Annotated in this window: 18 protein-coding genes; 10 read left to right on the top strand and 8 right to left on the bottom strand. The window is 57.2% G+C overall.

Annotated features, from left to right (window positions below; translation table 11 throughout):
• Window positions 1-2 precede the first annotated feature (2 nt).
• Together aroB and ABUK73_RS19080 are read right to left on the bottom strand one after the other, a co-directional pair.
• Window positions 3-1,136: a 3-dehydroquinate synthase gene (aroB, locus tag ABUK73_RS19085; protein ID WP_353578677.1), complete on the bottom strand. Its 1,134-nt coding sequence runs from the start codon at window positions 1,134-1,136 to the stop codon at window positions 3-5.
• Between the two features lie 3 nt (window positions 1,137-1,139).
• Window positions 1,140-1,736, bottom strand: coding sequence for a shikimate kinase (locus tag ABUK73_RS19080; RefSeq protein WP_353578676.1), 597 nt, complete (start codon window positions 1,734-1,736; stop codon window positions 1,140-1,142).
• Window positions 1,737-1,907: 171 nt separating this feature from the next.
• On the opposite strand from ABUK73_RS19080, the gene ABUK73_RS19075 reads away from it, so the two are divergent.
• The 3 genes from ABUK73_RS19075 (at window position 1,908) to ABUK73_RS19065 (ending at window position 4,053) form a co-directional block, all read left to right on the top strand.
• A complete protein-coding gene (locus ABUK73_RS19075; RefSeq protein WP_113086483.1) occupies window positions 1,908-2,060 on the top strand; it encodes a hypothetical protein in 153 nt (50 codons plus the stop codon).
• Window positions 2,061-2,082: 22 nt separating this feature from the next.
• Window positions 2,083-3,036, top strand: coding sequence for a site-specific tyrosine recombinase XerD (gene xerD / locus ABUK73_RS19070; protein WP_353578675.1), 954 nt, complete (start codon window positions 2,083-2,085; stop codon window positions 3,034-3,036).
• A 63-nt stretch (window positions 3,037-3,099) separates the two neighbouring features.
• Entirely contained in the window at window positions 3,100-4,053 is a 954-nt protein-coding gene (locus ABUK73_RS19065) for an acetyl-CoA carboxylase carboxyltransferase subunit alpha (protein ID WP_113086485.1), read from the top strand.
• A 145-nt stretch (window positions 4,054-4,198) separates the two neighbouring features.
• Here the strand turns inward: ABUK73_RS19065 and ABUK73_RS19060 are convergent, their stop codons facing one another.
• Both ABUK73_RS19060 and ABUK73_RS19055 read right to left on the bottom strand, forming a co-directional pair.
• Complete coding sequence (locus ABUK73_RS19060; protein ID WP_353578674.1) at window positions 4,199-4,774, bottom strand: YceI family protein; 576 nt, start codon at window positions 4,772-4,774, stop codon at window positions 4,199-4,201.
• A gap of 46 nt (window positions 4,775-4,820) precedes the next feature.
• Window positions 4,821-5,687 carry a hypothetical protein gene (locus ABUK73_RS19055; protein WP_353578673.1) on the bottom strand — a complete coding sequence of 289 codons (867 nt, stop codon included), beginning with the start codon at window positions 5,685-5,687 and terminating at the stop codon, window positions 4,821-4,823.
• 292 nt (window positions 5,688-5,979) lie between these two features.
• Here ABUK73_RS19055 and ABUK73_RS19050 point away from each other — a divergent pair, with 292 nt between their 5' ends.
• The 3 genes from ABUK73_RS19050 to ABUK73_RS19040 are packed head-to-tail and all read left to right on the top strand — an operon-like array spanning window position 5,980 to window position 8,916.
• Window positions 5,980-7,434, top strand: coding sequence for a sensor histidine kinase (locus tag ABUK73_RS19050; RefSeq protein WP_353578754.1), 1,455 nt, complete (start codon window positions 5,980-5,982; stop codon window positions 7,432-7,434).
• Window positions 7,431-7,868: a response regulator gene (locus tag ABUK73_RS19045; RefSeq protein WP_353578672.1), complete on the top strand. Its 438-nt coding sequence runs from the start codon at window positions 7,431-7,433 to the stop codon at window positions 7,866-7,868. Before ABUK73_RS19050 ends, ABUK73_RS19045 begins: the two co-directional genes overlap by 4 nt.
• A 7-nt stretch (window positions 7,869-7,875) precedes the next feature.
• Entirely contained in the window at window positions 7,876-8,916 is a 1,041-nt protein-coding gene (locus ABUK73_RS19040; protein WP_353578671.1) for a response regulator, read from the top strand.
• A 17-nt stretch (window positions 8,917-8,933) separates the two neighbouring features.
• Here the strand turns inward: ABUK73_RS19040 and ABUK73_RS19035 are convergent, their stop codons facing one another.
• The 3 genes from ABUK73_RS19035 to ABUK73_RS19025 all read right to left on the bottom strand — a co-directional run bounded on the left by ABUK73_RS19035 (window position 8,934) and on the right by ABUK73_RS19025 (window position 11,661).
• Window positions 8,934-9,656: a L,D-transpeptidase gene (locus ABUK73_RS19035; RefSeq protein WP_113086491.1), complete on the bottom strand. Its 723-nt coding sequence runs from the start codon at window positions 9,654-9,656 to the stop codon at window positions 8,934-8,936.
• 27 nt (window positions 9,657-9,683) lie between these two features.
• Window positions 9,684-10,739, bottom strand: a complete 1,056-nt coding sequence (locus tag ABUK73_RS19030; protein WP_353578670.1) for a murein L,D-transpeptidase family protein — start codon at window positions 10,737-10,739, stop codon at window positions 9,684-9,686.
• Window positions 10,740-10,884: 145 nt separating this feature from the next.
• Window positions 10,885-11,661 (bottom strand): SDR family oxidoreductase, encoded by a 777-nt coding sequence (locus ABUK73_RS19025; RefSeq protein WP_353578669.1) that lies wholly within the window; start codon window positions 11,659-11,661, stop codon window positions 10,885-10,887.
• Window positions 11,662-11,761: 100 nt separating this feature from the next.
• Between ABUK73_RS19025 and ABUK73_RS19020 the strand changes: the two genes are divergently transcribed.
• Entirely contained in the window at window positions 11,762-12,313 is a 552-nt protein-coding gene (locus ABUK73_RS19020) for a DNA-3-methyladenine glycosylase (protein WP_353578753.1), read from the top strand.
• A 143-nt stretch (window positions 12,314-12,456) separates the two neighbouring features.
• Entirely contained in the window at window positions 12,457-14,808 is a 2,352-nt protein-coding gene (locus ABUK73_RS19015) for a methyl-accepting chemotaxis protein (protein ID WP_353578668.1), read from the top strand.
• Between the two features lie 92 nt (window positions 14,809-14,900).
• Here ABUK73_RS19015 and ABUK73_RS19010 read toward each other — a convergent pair whose 3' ends face one another.
• Complete coding sequence (locus ABUK73_RS19010; RefSeq protein WP_113086495.1) at window positions 14,901-15,359, bottom strand: MarR family winged helix-turn-helix transcriptional regulator; 459 nt, start codon at window positions 15,357-15,359, stop codon at window positions 14,901-14,903.
• Between the two features lie 312 nt (window positions 15,360-15,671).
• Here ABUK73_RS19010 and ABUK73_RS19005 point away from each other — a divergent pair, with 312 nt between their 5' ends.
• Both ABUK73_RS19005 and ABUK73_RS19000 read left to right on the top strand, forming a co-directional pair.
• Window positions 15,672-16,208, top strand: a complete 537-nt coding sequence (locus ABUK73_RS19005) for a sugar dehydrogenase complex small subunit (protein WP_353578667.1) — start codon at window positions 15,672-15,674, stop codon at window positions 16,206-16,208.
• A 28-nt stretch (window positions 16,209-16,236) separates the two neighbouring features.
• Window positions 16,237-17,868, top strand: a complete 1,632-nt coding sequence (locus tag ABUK73_RS19000) for a GMC family oxidoreductase (RefSeq protein ID WP_353578666.1) — start codon at window positions 16,237-16,239, stop codon at window positions 17,866-17,868.

Here is a 17,868-nt window from a genome sequence, read left to right as displayed (position 1 = left end):
CGTTAGCCGGGATGCTTCTCGCTGAGGAAGGACTGCACTTCCGACGACGCCACATCATCGGCCACGAATGACTGACCGATGCCGTGGGTCAGGATGAAAGTGAGCTTGCCGCCCTTGACCTTCTTGTCCTGCGCTATTGCCGTCATCAGCGTTTCAACTGGCGGCAGCTTACCCGGAATGTCTTTCATGGTCGTCGGCAGGCCAACAGCCTTCAGATGCGCCTCGACACGGGCGGCATCATCAGGGCTGGCAAGGTTGAGCCGCGCAGAAAACTGGTGCGCCAACACCATGCCTATGGCCACGCCTTCGCCATGCACCAGACGCTTGCTGTCATATTCGGTCGCGGCTTCCAGCGCGTGACCGAAGGTATGGCCGAGATTGAGAAGGGCGCGGACGCCATTTTCCTTCTCATCTGCCACGACAACATCGGACTTTGCCTGGCAGCTGATTGCAATGGCCTGAATGCGAGCCGGGCCGCCTTTGAGGACATCGGCCCAGTTCTTTTCCAGCCATTCGAAAAAGTCCGGCTTGTCGATGAGGCCGTATTTGACGACCTCCGCATAACCGGCGCGGAATTCGCGTGGGCTCAGCGTATCGAGGACGGCGGTGTCGGCCAGTACGAGATCAGGCTGATGGAAAACGCCGAGAAGGTTTTTGCCGTGGCGAGAATTGATGCCGGTCTTGCCGCCGACAGACGAATCCACTTGCGCCAGAAGCGAGGTCGGTATCTGCACGAAGCGCACGCCGCGACGCACGATGCCCGCGGCAAAGCCTGCCAGATCACCAATCACCCCGCCACCGAGCGCAATCACCGCATCGTTACGTTCAATCCGCGCTGCGAGTACGGTATCGCAAACCGTACCCAGATGCTCGAAGCTCTTGGTCTTCTCACCGGCAGGCAGTGTCAGCGAAACGGCCTCAATCCCATCCGTTTGCAGACCATCCATCAAGGCTTCCAGATAGAGCGGCGCGACATGCTCATCGGTGATGATGGCGGCGCGCTTGCCCTTGAGGCGGGAGGAGATTTCCCCACCGGCACGCCCGACCAGACCGGGCCCGATCAGAATGTCATAGGCGCGTTCGCCCAGCGGGACATGCACGAGGCGTTCTTCGATGTGGGTGTCGTGAGCGGTCATGGATCAGGCCTTCTGTTCGGTGCCAGCGATGGCTTCCAGCACTTCATTCACGATGATCTCCTTGCGGACATCGCGCGATTCGATCGTTATGTCGGCTTCCTCGTAGATCGGGTAACGCCGTTCCATCAGCGCCATCAGCGTGGCCTTGGGGTTTTCCGTCTTGAGAAGTGGCCGGTTGTCGCGTTTGTTGACCCGCTCCCACAACACGTCAAGGTCAGCCTTCAGCCACATGGAGATGCTGCCGCGCTTGATATGCCTGCGGGTGCTTTCATTGACGAACGCGCCGCCACCGGTGGAGACGACCTTCGGCCCGCCACGCAGCAGGCGCTTGATCACGCGCATTTCCAGCGCACGAAACTCGTCTTCTCCATAGGACGCGAAAAGCTCTGAAATCGTCATGCGCGACACGCGCTCGATTTCGACATCCGTATCGATAAAAGGAACACGGAGTTGATGTGCAACCATCCTGCCGATTGCGGACTTGCCCGCACCCATCAATCCCACGAAAACGAGGTTTCGTCTTCCGAGCTTAGCCCGTGCCCGTTCGCCGATACTTTTCTCACCCATACCGGGGTGAACCGCTGTGTTGGTTTCGCTCATGAATGATGGCCCGTTTGGCATCGGTATCTGCAAATGTTTACCAAGCGTCAAGCCTAATTGCGCCTTATAGAAAGAGAATCAGCTGGAAGACGCGCCTCTCGGCAGGGCATCGGCCTTGTCCTTGCTTCAGGCGCATCTCATATTATGCCCAAGACGTGCACCGGAGTGTCCATGCCTACCCTTTTCCGTTTCATCTTCGTGCTGGCTGCCATTGCGGGCATCATCTATGGCAGCATGGTTTCGCTTGTCATGCTGGTCCAGCCACGCGAACGTGAAGTGACGGTGCGCATTCCCTCCGAACGCCTGAACCCTCCTACCCCCTGACCTCTAGCGAAAGCATGAACCCATGGCCGGTCAGGATGCCGCAAGGCTCGACAGTTTTCTGGAGATGATGAGCGCCGAGCGTGGGGCTGCGGCCAACACGCTGTCGTCCTATGACCGCGACCTGAACGACCTCCGAGATTTTCTTCAGCAGCGCAAGGTGCCGATGTCTGACGCAGCGACCAGCGATCTCTCGGCCTATCTCGAACATCTTTCGGCCCAGGGATTTGCCGCATCCTCGCAAGCGCGCCGATTGTCCTCCATGCGGCAGTTCTACAAGTTTCTTTATTCGGAAGGTCTGCGTGGCGATGATCCGACGGGCATATTGGATGCGCCTAGGAAAGGTCGCTCCCTTCCCAAAACCATGAGCGTTGCCGATGTTACGGCACTTCTGGCTCAGGCATCCACCGAGGCCAGCAAGGAAGGGCCCGGTCAGGTCTCGCGAATCCGCATGCATCTTCTGCTGGAGCTTCTTTATGCCACCGGCATGCGTGTCAGCGAACTCGTGTCGCTGTCTGCAAAGGTTTTGCGGCACGAGGGTCGCTTCCTGATGATCCGCGGCAAGGGCAACAAGGACCGCATGGTCCTGCTCTCCCGCGCTGCCATGGAAGCCATGGACACCTATGACCGGGCGCGCAAAGCACTTATCCCCAAAAAAGAGGGCGTGCCGGAAAGCCCGTGGCTGTTTCCTTCCAACGGCAAGGAAGGACATCTGCCGCGACAGGTTTTTGCCCGCGACCTGAAAGACATTGCCATCCGGGCGGGTCTTTCGCCTTCGGCAATTTCACCGCATGTCATGCGCCACGCCTTTGCCAGCCACCTTCTTCAGAACGGTGCGGACCTGCGCGCCGTACAGGAACTGCTGGGCCATTCGGACATTTCCACGACACAAATCTATACACATGTGCTGGAAGAACGGCTTCAAGAGCTGGTACAAACGCACCACCCTCTTGCCAAACAGGCCAAAAACCTTGAATAGAGCGACCGGAACCGCCGGGACCACCCGGTCAAACCTTGCGCAAAACGATCGGAAACGGATCTCATGCACAGCTACCTCGACTTCGAAAAACCTATCTCGGACCTGGAAGGCAAGATTCTTGAGCTGAAAAAGCTCGCTGCCGAAGACGAGAGCATAGATACCTCGGAGGAGATTTCGCGTCTTGAATCCCGCGTCAACGACGCGATGCAGGACATTTACTCCAAGCTGAACGCCTGGCAGAAAACGCAGGTCGCGCGTCACCCGCAGCGTCCGCATTTCGTGGATTATGCCAAGGCCTTGTTTACGGATTTCACGCCGCTTGCAGGCGACCGCAAGTTCGCTGAAGACGCCGCAATCCAGGCAGGCCTCGGTCGCTTCAACGGACAGCCGGTTGCTATCATCGGCCAGGAAAAGGGCAGCGACACCAAATCGCGCCTGAAGCACAATTTCGGCAGCCCGCGTCCTGAAGGATACCGCAAGGCAATCCGCGTTCTGGAACTGGCCGACCGCTTCTCTCTGCCAGTCGTTACGTTGATCGATACGGCAGGTGCCTATCCGGGTGTTGGCGCGGAAGAGCGCGGACAGGCGGAAGCCATCGCCCGCTCGACAGAAATGTGCCTCAACGCGAAAGTTCCGATTGTTTCCGTGGTCATCGGTGAAGGTGGATCTGGCGGCGCAATCGCCATCGCCACCGGCAACCGCGTCTATATGCTCGAACACGCCATCTATTCGGTCATTTCACCGGAAGGTGCTGCTTCCATTCTCTGGCGCGATTCCACCCGCGCTAAGGAAGCTGCAACCAATATGCGCATCACTTCGGACGATCTGAAGGCGCTGGGCGTGATCGATGCGATCATTCCAGAGCCCATGGGCGGCGCCCACCGTGATCCCGCGAAAGTGATCGAAGCAACCGGCAAGACAATCGAAGCCGCACTGAAGGAACTCGTGCCTCAGTCCGGCACCCAGCTGCGCGCAGAACGCCGCCAGAAGTTCCTGGATATTGGCCGCAGCCTGTAATCCAACTCTATCGATGAAAAACAAGCCCACCGCGTGACAGCGCCGGTGGGCTTTTTGTTTGCATATAGGCCATCGATTCCACAAACAAAAAGGGCGGCGGCAATGCGCAGCCGCCCGATCATCAAGACGAAAGACCTGACCCGCCTTACTTCTTCAGTGCTTCCAAATCGATGTCGAGCTTGAAGTCTGGGCCAAGACCGAACTCTGTGAGTTTGGTGATGCCGAAATCGACGCCGTTGAAGCCACCCGTTGCGGAGAAGCCGGTCTTGATCTTCGTCGCATCCCATGGAAGCGGCGATTCATTGTTCCAAGTCACGTCGAGCGTAACGGGCTTTGTGGTGCCAGCCAGAGTAAGGTCACCGGTGACCTTCGCAGTCTTTTCGCCCGTCTTTTCGATGGCGGTGCTGGTGAAGGTGATTTCCGGGAATTCCTCGACGTTCAGGAAGTCCGGGCTCTTGAGATGCGTATCGCGCTTCTCATTGTTGGTGTCGATGCTGGCTGCATCGATCTTCAGTTCGATGGAGCTTTTCGTCACATCTTCCTTGTCGAAGGAGATGGTGCCGGAGACCGTCTTGAAGTTGCCATGGGCATTGGCCCAGCCTGCATGGTTGGTCTTGAAGTTGACCCATGCGTGGGTCGGGTCGATTTCATAAGCATCGGCAGCGAGAGCTGTGCCGGCGAGAAGGCCGAAAAGGGCGGCGGTCGTTGCAAGAAGCTTCATATATGTCTCCATTTGGGAAGATATCCGACGACATGTCGGACGGTTATCAGCCGGAAAATTGAACTCCGGCGATGAGGATGCCCGCAATCGCGGGAACGGCGGCCAGCAGGCCGAACAGAATGGGGCGCAAGCCTGCGGGAACGTTGGGCAGACGGCTGGTATGGGCGGATAGAGGCAACAAGCCAAGCGTGAGGCCGGTTGCGATGAGCGCAGCAGATGACGCAACTGGCGCAAGCATCGCGGTCGTGAGCAGTCCCATATAGGCAACCCATGCAAAGGCAAATCCACTGACATGACCCAGTGCAAAAGCTGTGCGGTCTCCGCGCAGGTAGGCGATGTAGATCACCAACAGATAACCGCCGAAGAGTGCCGTCAGCGCTCCGTTGAACATGGCCATGCCCATGTAGCCGCCAAGAATGGCGACGAGAGAAGTGGCGAGCGAAGTCGCAAAGACGGCTTGCGGCAAGACCGGGTTCTGCACGCCAGTCTCGGCCTTGCATTTCGATGCGAACCAGATAACCCCGGCAACTGCAATGGCAACAAGCGCCACAGTTATGATCAGTTTCTGCTGGCTGCTTGCAAGAATGTTTTTGCCAATCCACCAGACCGGCAGACCGAGAGCAATCAACGTTGCGACACCTGAGATAACAGCGGACTGGACGCGCAAGCGCCAGGAAGCGACAGCCAGAACCAAGCCGCCGATTACCAGGACATAGGGCAGCTTGTGCAGGGCGCGCACCGGCGGGAAGGCCGGAAATCCTTCAAGAATAATGAACACCGCCGCTGCGCAGACGGGAATTAGCAGTGCGAGAATGACCCTGCGGGCGCCCGGCAACTGTCGGGCTAGAAAGGCAATTGCAACACCAAATACCAAGGGAATGGCAATGATTGTCAGAAGCATGGTTTGCAGCATTTTTGTCGCTATACCTTTGAAATCTAAATTAGAATATTGAACGAAGCAGTGCGCGGGTGCTGCCCGATCTGCGCGCGACGCTAGTCCGAGTTTCAGCGTGCTTGCAACGGCGGTTCAAACACGAACCCGTGACATGAGGGGTGACGCTTTGTTCGATAAAAGTGAACAACTTAACCAATGATGCAGCAACGACTTGCGCAACCCATCAAGGCTGGACTACTTACGAAATATCTTAAAAACTGCGGGGCATGCGGTGGCAAAATTATCTGCGTTCATTCGCCGAACACTCATCATGTTGGGGCTGGGTGTTGCGTTGCTTGTCGGCATGGTTGCGACCTCACTCTGGCTGGTGCAGGCAAACAACAAATACTCGCAGGAAACTGCTGAACTACGCAGGCTGCGCGCCTCCATTCTGGACGTTCTGACAATGGTACAGGATGCGGAAACCGGGCAGCGCGGTTTTCTCCTGACCGGCGACGAGCGCTACCTCGCGCCCTATCGGGAAGCTCTGGAGACGCTTGGCAAGAAACGTGCGCTTCTCGTCGAGCGCATCGGTGAGCGCCCGGAATATGTCAATGATCTCCCCAAGCTCCAGTCCAATCTGGATGCGAAACTCGCCGAAATCGGTCGCGGTATCGACCTCGTGCGGGATAACCGTACACAGGAGGCCATCGACCTCGTTCGCAGCGATACCGGCCTCGCCTATATGCGGGAAATTCGCGACACCCTTAATCGCTACCAGCAGACGACCGATGATCGTCTACGCATCATCGTGGCAGACCAGCTGTCTGCGGCGGAAAACCTGCGTTGGGTAACGATCCTCGGTGCCGTTGCCATCCTTGCCGTGATTGGCGGTGCGCTTGCGCTGATAATGAAATATATTCGCGAGTTGATGCGCTCCCGCGAAGAGGTGGATGAGCTGAACCGCGGGCTGGAAGAGCGCGTGGATGAGCGAACGAGAGACCTCATTCGCGCCAATCAGGAAATCCAGCGCTTTGCCTATATCGTGACGCATGATCTGCGTGCGCCGCTGGTCAACATCATGGGGTTTCTGTCGGAGTTCGATTCATCGCTGAAGCCGGTGCAGGCCTATGTTCTTGCCGGTGACAATCCGGTTTCCGAACGGGATGCGCAGGACGCCAAGATCGCGGTTGAGGAGGATCTGCCTGAAGCCATCGGCTTCATTCGCTCCTCCACCCGCAAGATGGATCAGCTGATCAACGCCATTCTCAAGATTTCCCGCGATGGACGCAGAAAGCTTCAGGCCGAAAAGGTCGACCTCAAGGAGCTTCTCGTTGGCGCAGCGGCCAGTGTTCAGCATCAGGTCAGTGCTGTTGATGGCACCATTGATGTGGACGTCCAGAATTTCACTGTGATCAGCGACAGAATTTCACTGGACCAGATTCTAGGCAACCTCTTCGACAACGCCGTCAAGTATCAGATGCCGGGCAGGCCATTGCAGCTCTCCGCCCGCATTCTGCCGCAGGGTCGGGGCATTGTTCGCGTTGACGTCAGCGACAATGGTCGTGGCATTGCCGACGATGATTTTGAACGCATTTTCGAACTCTTCCGCCGGGCAGGCGCGCAGGACCAGCAAGGAGAAGGCATAGGCCTTGCCCATGTGCGCTCGCTCATCAGAAATTTAGGCGGAGACATTACGGTCACATCCGAACTCGGCAAGGGCAGCACATTCCACCTGACACTGCCGACAGATCTTCGGAAAATTACGCGCGGGAGCGACATATGAAAGCCACGGGACAAGAAGTTACGATCGTAATGATCGAAGACGATGAGGGTCATGCGCGCCTCATCGAAAAGAATGTGCGCCGCGCTGGCGTGAACAATGAGATCGTGCCCTTCACGCTCGGTCACCAGGCGCTGGACTTCATCCTCGGCCCGGAACGCGACGGGCTCGTCAGCAAGGATCGTTATCTGCTGATCCTGCTTGATCTCAATCTGCCGGATATGTCGGGCATCAAGATTCTCGAGCAGATCAAGAGCAACGAATACACAAAACGGCTTCCGGTGGTTGTACTAACCACGACCGATGACGAAACCGAGATACAGAAGTGCTATGATCTTGGCGCAAATGTCTATATCACCAAGCCTGTAGACTATGAGGGTTTTGCAACCGCAATCAGAAACCTCGGTCTCTTCTTCTCTGTAATTCAGGTCCCGTGAAAGCTTGATGACGTTGCGAATACTGTATGTCGATGACGACCCAACGCTCGCAAAGCTCGCGCAGCGCGTGCTTGGTCGCCATGACATAACGGTGGTTCATGCAGCGTCGGTTCACGCCGGACTGGAAGAGTTTGGGGCGAATACTTTCGATGCGGTGGTTCTCGACCACTATTTCCAGAATGGAACGGGCCTGCAGTTCCTCGCCAGCATTGGTGACGCCTGCCGGGATATTCCCGTTCTTTACGTTACCGGCGCAAGCGAAGCCCAGATTGCCATCGATGCGCTGAAGGCTGGCGCGGCGGATTACGTCATCAAGACCGTTGGTGACGACTTCTTCCCGCTTCTGCTGAATTCCATTCAGCAGGCCCTGGATAACTTCCAGCTGCGTCGCGAAAAGGAAGAAGCTGAGCGGCAATTGGTGCAGGCGAAAGAACGCGCCGAGCTGATGGCCAAGGAAATGAACCACCGTATCGCCAATAGCCTGTCATTGGTGTCGGCAATGATCCGCATGCAGCTGAACGCGGTGGCGACCGAAGAGGCGCGCACGGCGCTACTGGAAACCCAGAGCCGCATCTCAGCTATCGCAGGCGTTCATCGCAGTCTCTACACCGCTTACAATGTGGGCGAAGTGGAGCTTGATTCCTATCTCTCCTCCATCATTCACGATCTCGCGCGCTCAGGCCAAGACAGCGAAAAAATCCGCATCGTGACCGATATGGAAACCGTCAAGGCATCGCCGGATCAGGCCGTGGCTCTCGGCGTCATCGTCACCGAATTGACCACCAATGCCATTAAATACGCCTACCCTGACGGTGTCGGCGAAATTCGTATTCTGCTGAAAACGCAGGAAAACATGGTGCGATTGGTCGTTGAAGATGACGGTATCGGCATCAGCGGCAGCAATCCGCCAAAGGGCACGGGCCTCGGCACACGCCTGATAACCGCCATGGCACAAAGCCTGCGCGCAACTGTCAGCCAGTCTGCCACGCCTTCATCTCAGGGCGCGTCGATTTGCGTGCAGTGGGAAGAAAACGCTCCTTCCCACTGATCTATTGCTCAACGAGCTTAGTAAGGTTCTGCCATCGGCGCCATGGCAATGTTCTGGGAGCCCGGCGTTCCTGACATCACGACAATCGGTGTGCGGTCTGGCACACGATTGTAGAGATCGATGATGTCCTGGTTCATCAGTCGCACGCAGCCTGATGAAACCGACTTGCCGATTGTCCACCACTCCGGCGAACCGTGCAGACGGTAAATCGTGTCTACGCCATCCTTGAAAATATACAGCGCACGCGCGCCAAGCGGGTTCATGAGACCTGGCGCCATGCCGCCATTGGCCGCGCTATAGGGCTCAAGCTCAGGCTGACGGGCGATCATTTCCGTTGGCGGCGTCCAGCGAGGCCACTGGCGCTTATATTGAATAACACCCCTGCCCGCCCATTCGAAACCGGCGCGACCGAGACCCACGCCGTAGCGCATGGCCTGATTGCCCTCATAGGTCAGATAGAGGAAATGGTTGGCCGTATCGACCACGATCGTTCCCGGACGCTCGCCCGTTGGGTTTTCGACCATCTGGCGGTAGAAACGGCGGTCGATCTTCTCATAAGGAATAGCCGGCAGCGGGAACTGCTCATCCGGCTTCGGGCCATAGATTTCCGCGTAGAAGGGATCAGCCACCGGCCGGGTATTCTGTGCGACTTCGCGCGGCGTGGTAGTGCATCCGGCAAGCGCCGTCAGGGCCAGGCCTCCAGAGCTGAAGAGGAAAGACCGGCGGGTGGTGTCATGCATTGTCAATCGATGTCCTTGTCCAGATAATCATCTCGCACCCGCAAACGGGTCTGCGAGCGCCGCATCGGGGCGGCTGATGGGGTATTTCGTGCCGGAAACTTTTGCTGCCATGCTCTTTGCGCCATCGTTCTTCAACAAAGCGCGGAAGCTGGGGTGCATCCCGCCGTCGACATAAGCGTTGACCGCGCTTGAAGTTCCTTCGTTTAACGCAACTGTGAGCTTCTGTTGTTCGGCATCGAGCTTGGCGGCAATGGCCGGTTCCGGCTGGTTGATCGTCTGTGGGCAACTGGCCAGCGGATCGGATGGCTCACCGCCCGCAAATTCGCTGTTGAACACATAGCGACGGCCACAGACGGATACTTTCGGCTGACGCTTGGTCAGTTCGAAATAGTCATAACCTTCTTTCAGGGTTTTCCAGAAGGTGAAGTTGGGGTCGTTCTTGTACGCAGCCATATTGCGCGTCGTCATGCGAAACGGATAGGCCTGAACCTGGAACTGGTTCTGTCCACCCTTCAGGGCTCTATCAACGATGGCGTAGATTTCGCCGACCTGCTGGTCCGTCATGGCGTAGCAGCCAGACGATGAGCAGGCACCATGCACCATCAAGGCTTCGCCCGTGTAACCGAGAGCCGATTCCAGCCGGTTGGGATAGCCGAGATTGAAAGAGACGTAATATTGCGAGTTCGGGTTCAGCATGCCTGCCGAGACATGGTAGAACCCTTCCGGCGCCTGCCTGTCACCGCTTTTGGTTTTCGGGCCCAGTTTACCGGACCAGCGACACATGGGGTAAGTTTTGAACAGGGCGTAGTTGCCCGTCTTGTCCACTTTCCAGACCTCAAGTTCGCTCTCCTGCTTGAAGATGCGAACCAGCACCGGGCTTTCAGGCTTCATGCCCTTGGCGGACATGGAGGCAGCGACTTTCGAAGACAATTTCGGCGGGGCTCTGTTGGCGGTATCAAGCCCCATGGATGTGCAGGCCGCAAGAGCGCCACACACAACAGCGACGGCTGTTGCCCTCGCCGATGCGTTGAATACGCTCCGCAACTTCGCAGGTACGAACCTCGAAAGATGTAAAATGCTCATTAAAACGCCTTGCCCGCCTCTGTAAGCGAAACCGTACATAGAGAAGTTGGCCGCATGACGGCAACCATTCCGAGGGACAAAGAGTCGTGAATTTGCGTTACAGGTTCGTTAATCATACGAACACAACAAAGTGAGGCTGGAGGCTTTAGACCAGAAGCCCCTGCCCGCCATCGATCCAGACCGGGCTGCCGGTGATGTGGCGAGACTTGTCACCGGCCAGAAAAACGATGAGATCAGCGACATCCTGACTGCTGCCTGGCTGGCCACGCGATACCGGAATATTGCCCTGTGGCCACTCAACCGGAATCTCTGTCTCATCCTTGGAGCGAATATCCGTATTGTCATCGATTTCGGTTTCGATGGCGCCGGGGCAGATTGCATTTACCCGAATGCCATAACGCGCCAGTTCCAGCGCAAGCTGCTGCGCCATGGCCAATTGGCCAGCTTTGGTCACGGAATAGGCGGTTGCGCCGGGTGAAGTAAAGGTGCGGGTGCCGTTGATGGATGACACGATGACGATAGAGCCGCCGGTCGATTTCATATGCGGCACGGCTTTGTTGATGGTCAGATAAGTCCCGCGCAGATTGATGTTGATCGTCTGGTCCCACTCATCCGGTTTCAAATCCTCAATCGGAGCCCACACGCCGTTGATGCCCGCATTGGCCACGACGACATCCAGTCTGCCGAATTTGCTGACGAGCTCGGAAGTGGCGGCACCCATCTGCTTTTCATCCGACACATCCGCGAGCAATGTCATAGCCTCGAAGCCGCCCGCTCGGATGTTATCCGCCACAGAATCAAGCTCATCTTTCGTGCGTCCCAAGAGGCCGATGGCATATCCTTCTTTTGCCAAAGCAAGCGCCGCCGCTTTTCCGATACCCGAGCCTGCTCCCGTCACCAGCGCAACTTTTGCAAATGCCATGCTTTTCTTCCTCTATGACTATATCGTGTCTGCCGAACGGCTTAACAGAAACACAACAGCGCAGGCTCCCGCGTTGTTCCCGCCAAACACGCGTGCAAACATGACCGTCCTTCCGCAAAGCTTTTATTCCCGAGACGCCGTGATTGTTGCCAGAGAGCTCATCGGCTGCGTATTCCACGTCCAAAATACCGGCGGTATCATTGTAGAAACGGAAGCCTATCGCCCGGATGATCCGGCCTCGCACAGCTTCAATGGCCCGACGCCGCGCAACAAAACGATGTTCGGCCCGCCCGGCCATCTCTATGTCTATCGGTCCTATGGGCTGCATTGGTGCGCCAACATCGTCTGCACCCCTGGCTCTGCCGTGCTGATCCGCGCGTTAGAGCCGACGACAGGCATCGACCTGATGAAACTGCGTCGTAATATCAGCGACGTAACCAACCTCTGTTCCGGACCGGGAAAGCTGACGCAATCGCTGGGCATCACAGCCGAGATGGATGGCGTAGCGATGACGAGCGAACCCATCCTCGTCACAAGCGGCCCGGCAACGACTTCGACAATCGCCGGTCTCCGGATCGGCATTTCAAAAGCCATCGATCAACCTTGGCGTTTTGGACTGGACGGATCAAAATATTTAAGTCGAAAATTCTAAGAAGCTTATTGGCGGTTCCCCGGCCAGAGGCGGTTTTCCCAATCGGAACTCTCACCCACACTATTTTTAGGGGTCTGAAATTAACTCGTTTTTATATCCCCTCCTCCAGTTTGCCCTCAAGGGTTTAGGGTACAGGGGTACTTATGTTTTCTATTCGGAATATTCTGGTCACGGTGTTTTTGGTCATCAGCGTCGCTCTCGGCGGCATGGTTTCCAGGTCACTTTACGTTTCCTATAACAATTACAGCACGTTCAGGGATGTCTCGGCGCTAACCGCCGTCAACAAGGCATTGTTCGATTTTCTTCTGGGCTATCGTCTGGAGCGCGGGCATACCAACACTGCTTTCATCACCTCCATCGAGAAAGCGGGCAACTCTCTCAGCGACATCCAGACCGACCGCAAAATGGTCGATGATGCCATGAAGGATTTCCTGTCCAGCTCAGCTACGGTGAAGCAGCCGGAGCTCGCAGCAATCATGGACAAGATCAAGTCGAACTACGATGCGATCGTTTCATCGCGTCCACAGATCGACACCCAGTTGACGCTTGCACTGGAAAGCCGCGACAAAGCCATCAATACCAAGCAACTGTCTTTCGGCCAAACGGTGCTGGAAGACCTCGAAAAAGCATCCGAGCTGACGGAAGCCAATATTCGTGAACTGGATAATGGTCTGATGGACCTTCTGCAGATTCGCACGAATGCCTGGGCCGCACGTTCCGCCGCTGGTGGCCAGACGATCGTTCTCAACAAGGCAGCGACCACGAACGCGCCGCTTGCCATGGTGGATGTTGTCGAGGCAGCCAATCAGCACGCAAGAGTGCTGGCCGCATGGGCGCAGGTGCGTGCGCTGATCAATCACCCTATCGTCGGTGACGAACTGAAGCAGGCGCTGAAAGAGGCCGAGAATACCTATTTCACTGGCCCTCTCTGGGACATGCGCTTCAATATCTACAAGACCGTCACGTCCAATCAGGTCGTCAATGTGCCTGTGGCGGAATGGCTTGCAGCAGGTTCCAAAGGCCATGCGGCACTCGCCAATGTGGCGCTGGTCGCGATGAAGGCGGTCAATGACAAGGCGAACTCTCTGGCAGCAGCGGCTCTGTCGTCGCTCATTCTCTACGGCACACTGTTGATTGCGGCAGTCTGTCTTGCAGTAGCAGGCATGGCCATCGTCATGCGTCGCGTCGTTGCGCCAATCGATGGCCTGACACGCTCCATGGGCCATCTTGCCGGTGGCAATACGGCTCTGGCAATTCCATTTACGGCCCGCCAGGACGAAATCGGCGGCATGGCTCGCTCGGTGGAAGTGTTCCGTGAGGCAGCCATCCGCAACAAACAGCTGGAGGCTGATGCTGAGGTCAATCGCAAGCGTTCGGAAGAAGAGCGCGAAACCGTGCAGCGTGCGGCAGAAGCCGAAGCCGAGGCGCGTCTGGTGCAGGCCACCGGCACCTTTGCCGCCAGCATGAAGCGTCTGGCAGCTGGCGACTTGCTTTGCGAGCTGAACGAGCCACTGGCCTCGCAGTTCGAAACCCTGCGCATCGACTTCAACAGTTCTGTCCGGCAGTTGCGTGAAACGCTCGCAAGCGTCGGCCAGTCGGTCTCCACGGTGACAAGCGGTTCGCAGGAAATCTCTGCCGCATCCGACGACCTGTCCAAGCGCACCGAGCAGCAGGCAGCATCGCTGGAAGAAACAGCCGCAGCTCTCGAGCAGATCACTGCCAATGTGACCTCCACCTCCAAGCGGTCTGCCGAAGCGCGTGGCGTGGTCCGCACAGCCCGCGAAAAGGCAAGCAGCTCCAGTGATGTGGTACGCAATGCCGTGGCTGCCATGGAGAAGATCGAAGACTCCTCCAAGCAGATTAGCCAGATCATCGGCGTCATCGACGAGATCGCCTTCCAGACCAACCTTCTGGCACTGAATGCCGGTGTTGAAGCTGCGCGCGCCGGTGAGGCAGGCAAGGGCTTTGCCGTGGTCGCGCAGGAAGTGCGTGAACTGGCGCAACGTTCCGCCAAGGCTGCCAAGGAGATCAAGGAACTGATCGGCAATTCTGCAGTTGCGGTTGGTGAAGGCGTGCGGCTGGTCAGCGACACGGGTGCTGGTCTTGGCGAGATCGCCGAGCTGGTACAGTCGGTCAATATCCACATGGAAGCGATTGCCACGGCTGCGCAGGAGCAGTCCGTTGGGCTTGCCGAGGTCAATACCGCCGTCAACCACATGGACCAGGCCACGCAGCAGAATGCGGCGATGGTGGAAGAGATGAACGCTGCCGGTGCTTCGCTCGCACAGGAAAGCGCCAATCTGAACGGCCTCCTGTCGAACTTCCAGCTGGGCCAGCAGGATGCCCGCCGTCCGGCCCAAGCGACGACACGTTCAGCGCCGCAGTCGGCCTCCCGGCCTGCACCACGCCCGGCAGCTGCCCCGGCACGTCGCAGCATTCCAATGACGCATGGCAATGCGGCACTGGCGGTGACATCGGACTGGGAAGAGTTCTGAGGTTAAAGGCAAGGAATTGAAGAGAGGCGGTTTAACCGCCTCTTTTTAGGAGGGTCACCAGTTCCATCGTCACGGGGGTAAACCGGCAACGTTTATGGATTTTCCTTAGCGGCACTTTTTTCGAAAAACTGCGAGAAGGCGTGAAGCCCATTCACCAAGGCGACGAATTCGGTTTCGCCCAGCGCGTCCTTGAAGCGCTTCTGGGCCTTACGGGCGGCAGCGTTGAGCTTCTTCAGCATTTCTTCGCCATCCGGCGTGATGAAGAGCAAGCGAGCCCGTTTGTCCTTGGGGTCGATTTCACGGCGTATCAAACCGTGACTTTCGAGGCCTTCGACACACTTCGTAACAGAGGACCGGTCGAGCGCGATATATTCACCCAGAGCATTCTGGTTGATACCCGGTTCAATGTAGCTGACTGCCAGCGCGCTGTATTGGGTTGGGGAAAAACCAGGATATTCCGCCTCCTGTGCAAACACCTGCAAAGCCACCTGTTGGCTGCGGCGCAGCAGTATTCCATGGGAATGCAGAATTTCATCGGCCGTAACGATCACTCAGATATGCCTCCATATACCACGTTGACATTTTCATATTAGTTGGATAGCTGAAAATCAGCTATCCAACTAATTACGGTGGGGATGCCTACCCCGCCGTCGCGACAGAATGAGCCTGTCACTTCGCCTCTGTGTTTAATCATAAAAAGAGATTCATCACGTCGCTGCGCCTCCCCGCGCCAAATGCCACCCTCCAGGGCACGACAGTTGGCGACATTGCACGACATTTTTCACTTACGCAACGCGCCGGACGGGCCGAATGGTTTTTGCGGCGTCAAAAGCTTCTCCATGGTCAGGAAAGATATGACTGAAATGTCAAAAACTCCCAACGAAAAGCTGATGCTGTCGCGCCGCGGCGCGCTGCTTGGCGGCGCGGCCATTTTTGCCACCGGCATGATGGCCTCTCTCTGTCCCACCTCCGCGTTCGCTGCCGTCGATGCCGGCATGCAGACGCGCTTCATGCACCTGTCGAACCTTCTGATCGACCATCAGCTGAACCCAGCCGTGGGTGCCCGGATTGTTGAGACGGCAGCAGAGCAGCATGCCAATATCGCGACGATGCTGGATGCGATCATTGCGATTGCCGAGCAGAAGCAGGCGAGCAAGGTCGAAGACTTCTTCGCGGACATTCCTGACGGTGAACTGAAGGACTTCGCCCATTGGGTGATTTTTGCCTGGTACAGCGGCTGTTCCTCCGAAAAGCGCGACGCCAAGGTCTTCACCTATGAAGAGGCGCTGACGTTCAAGACCACGAGCGACGTCAACACCATTCCTTCCTATGGCGTATCGGGGCCAAATTTATGGAAACGCCCGAACGTGCCTTTGTCCGCGCCAATGCCGCGCTTCTGACGAAACCCTTTCAAGAGACATCATTCCCATGGTTACCAAAAACAGTGCCGACGTCGTGATCGTCGGAACGGGCGTTGTCGGTGTCGTCATCGCCGAACAATTGCTTGATGCAGGCCACTCCGTGCTGATGATCGAAGCCGGTCCTCGTGTTTCCCGCGCCGAAGTGGTGGAGAATTTCCGCAATGCGCCGCTCGGCGTGAAGGGCGATACCTCCGTCGCCTATCCGCCACGCCCCTGGGCACCGCATCCGACAGGCGCCGAAAAGCCTGAGAACGCCTATCTGCAACTGAGCGGACCCGATTCCTACGCACAGACCTTCATCCGCTATGCCGGTGGTTCGACATGGCACTGGGCTGGCACATCCTGGCGTCTGACGCCGGAAGACATGCGGCTCAAATCGATGTACGGCGTCGGTCGCGATTGGGCTTTCGAATACGATACGCTCGAGCCATATTACGTTCGCACCGAGCAGAAGCTGGGTATCTGCGGCCCGTCGGACACTGCCCTGCAATGGCCGCGCGTGCCACGTTCCGCACCCTATCCCATGCCGGCGCTGCCGTTTTCTCCGGGCGAAGAGCGCTTCACCGAAATCGTCAAGACGCTGGGCTATAACAATATTCCGGTTGCTCAGGCGCGCAACAGCGGCATGCCTTATGACGGCAGACCTGCCTGCTGTGCCAACAATAATTGCGTCCCTGTCTGTCCCGTTGCGGCAAAGTATGACGCCGAAACCGCGCTGAACCGTCTTGAGAAAAAAGGCGCGACGCTGCTGGTGGACTCCGTGGTCTACAAGGTCGAGACCAACGCGCAGAACAAGATCGAAGCCGTTCATTATTACGACCAGCACAAGGAAACGCATCGCATCAGCGGCAAGCTGTTCGTGCTGGCCTGCAACGGTTTGGAAAATCCAAAGCTGCTGTTGATGTCGGCGGATGACCGCAATCCGAATGGCGTTGCCAACCGGTCAGATCAGGTCGGCCGCAACATGATGGACCATCCACAGCTGACGCTAAGCGTAACTACGAAAGAACCGTTCTGGTCGGGTGTCGGCCCTGTCGTGAATAGCGGCATCATGGAAACCTCGCAGGGCGATTTCCGCTCTCAGCATGCGGGCGCCTATTTCCGCTACAACAACTTTGCCCGCAACCGCTTCGTCACTTTCGCGGCCCTGAAAAAAGGTCTCGTCGGTAAGGCGCTGGACGAGGAAATCCGCCGCATGACGGCCTGCACGGCTGATATCGTGGCAGCCCATGAGGTTCTTCCGGATGCCAATAACCGTCTGACCCTGTCTGACCAGAAGGACTGGCTGGGCCTGCCAAAGCCATCGATCTATTATGATGTGGGCGAATATACCCGCAAATCGGCGGAGGTCTATTCACTGCCCATCGGCAAGCGCATCGCAGAAGCGATGGGTGCAACCGATGTGAAAATCAGCCCCAAATTCGCACAGAGCAAGCACATCATGGGCGGCACCATCATGGGCAATGATGCGGCAAACTCGGTCGTCGATGCGGACTGTCGTGCGCATGACCATGAAAACCTGTTCATTCCGGGCGGCGGCGCGATGGCATCCACAGCCTGCGGCAACAGCACCATCACCATGGTCGCCCTTGCCATCAAGGCAGGCGACGCCATTGTCGACCAGATGCGGGGAGCATGA

Source organism: Agrobacterium vacciniicorymbosi (genome assembly GCF_040427045.1).
Taxonomy (GTDB): Bacteria; Pseudomonadota; Alphaproteobacteria; order Rhizobiales; family Rhizobiaceae; genus Agrobacterium.
This window is presented reverse-complemented; position numbering and strand designations above follow the sequence as displayed.

What these genes read in the sequence shown, in the direction of transcription:
- ABUK73_RS19025 (WP_353578669.1), bottom strand. Translation starts at nt 11,661, where the DNA reads ATGGCATTTGCAAAAGTTGCGCTGGTGACGGGAGCAGGCTCGGGTATC.
- ABUK73_RS19065 (WP_113086485.1), top strand. Translation starts at nt 3,100, where the DNA reads ATGCACAGCTACCTCGACTTCGAAAAACCTATCTCGGACCTGGAAGGC.
- ABUK73_RS19020 (WP_353578753.1), top strand. Translation starts at nt 11,762, where the DNA reads ATGACCGTCCTTCCGCAAAGCTTTTATTCCCGAGACGCCGTGATTGTT.
- ABUK73_RS19060 (WP_353578674.1), bottom strand. Translation starts at nt 4,774, where the DNA reads ATGAAGCTTCTTGCAACGACCGCCGCCCTTTTCGGCCTTCTCGCCGGC.
- ABUK73_RS19050 (WP_353578754.1), top strand. Translation starts at nt 5,980, where the DNA reads ATGTTGGGGCTGGGTGTTGCGTTGCTTGTCGGCATGGTTGCGACCTCA.
- ABUK73_RS19040 (WP_353578671.1), top strand. Translation starts at nt 7,876, where the DNA reads ATGACGTTGCGAATACTGTATGTCGATGACGACCCAACGCTCGCAAAG.
- ABUK73_RS19000 (WP_353578666.1), top strand. Translation starts at nt 16,237, where the DNA reads ATGGTTACCAAAAACAGTGCCGACGTCGTGATCGTCGGAACGGGCGTT.
- ABUK73_RS19045 (WP_353578672.1), top strand. Translation starts at nt 7,431, where the DNA reads ATGAAAGCCACGGGACAAGAAGTTACGATCGTAATGATCGAAGACGAT.
- ABUK73_RS19055 (WP_353578673.1), bottom strand. Translation starts at nt 5,687, where the DNA reads ATGCTGCAAACCATGCTTCTGACAATCATTGCCATTCCCTTGGTATTT.
- ABUK73_RS19075 (WP_113086483.1), top strand. Translation starts at nt 1,908, where the DNA reads ATGCCTACCCTTTTCCGTTTCATCTTCGTGCTGGCTGCCATTGCGGGC.
- aroB (WP_353578677.1), bottom strand. Translation starts at nt 1,136, where the DNA reads ATGACCGCTCACGACACCCACATCGAAGAACGCCTCGTGCATGTCCCG.
- ABUK73_RS19080 (WP_353578676.1), bottom strand. Translation starts at nt 1,736, where the DNA reads ATGAGCGAAACCAACACAGCGGTTCACCCCGGTATGGGTGAGAAAAGT.
- ABUK73_RS19005 (WP_353578667.1), top strand. Translation starts at nt 15,672, where the DNA reads ATGTCAAAAACTCCCAACGAAAAGCTGATGCTGTCGCGCCGCGGCGCG.
- ABUK73_RS19030 (WP_353578670.1), bottom strand. Translation starts at nt 10,739, where the DNA reads ATGAGCATTTTACATCTTTCGAGGTTCGTACCTGCGAAGTTGCGGAGC.
- ABUK73_RS19035 (WP_113086491.1), bottom strand. Translation starts at nt 9,656, where the DNA reads ATGCATGACACCACCCGCCGGTCTTTCCTCTTCAGCTCTGGAGGCCTG.
- ABUK73_RS19015 (WP_353578668.1), top strand. Translation starts at nt 12,457, where the DNA reads ATGTTTTCTATTCGGAATATTCTGGTCACGGTGTTTTTGGTCATCAGC.
- xerD (WP_353578675.1), top strand. Translation starts at nt 2,083, where the DNA reads ATGGCCGGTCAGGATGCCGCAAGGCTCGACAGTTTTCTGGAGATGATG.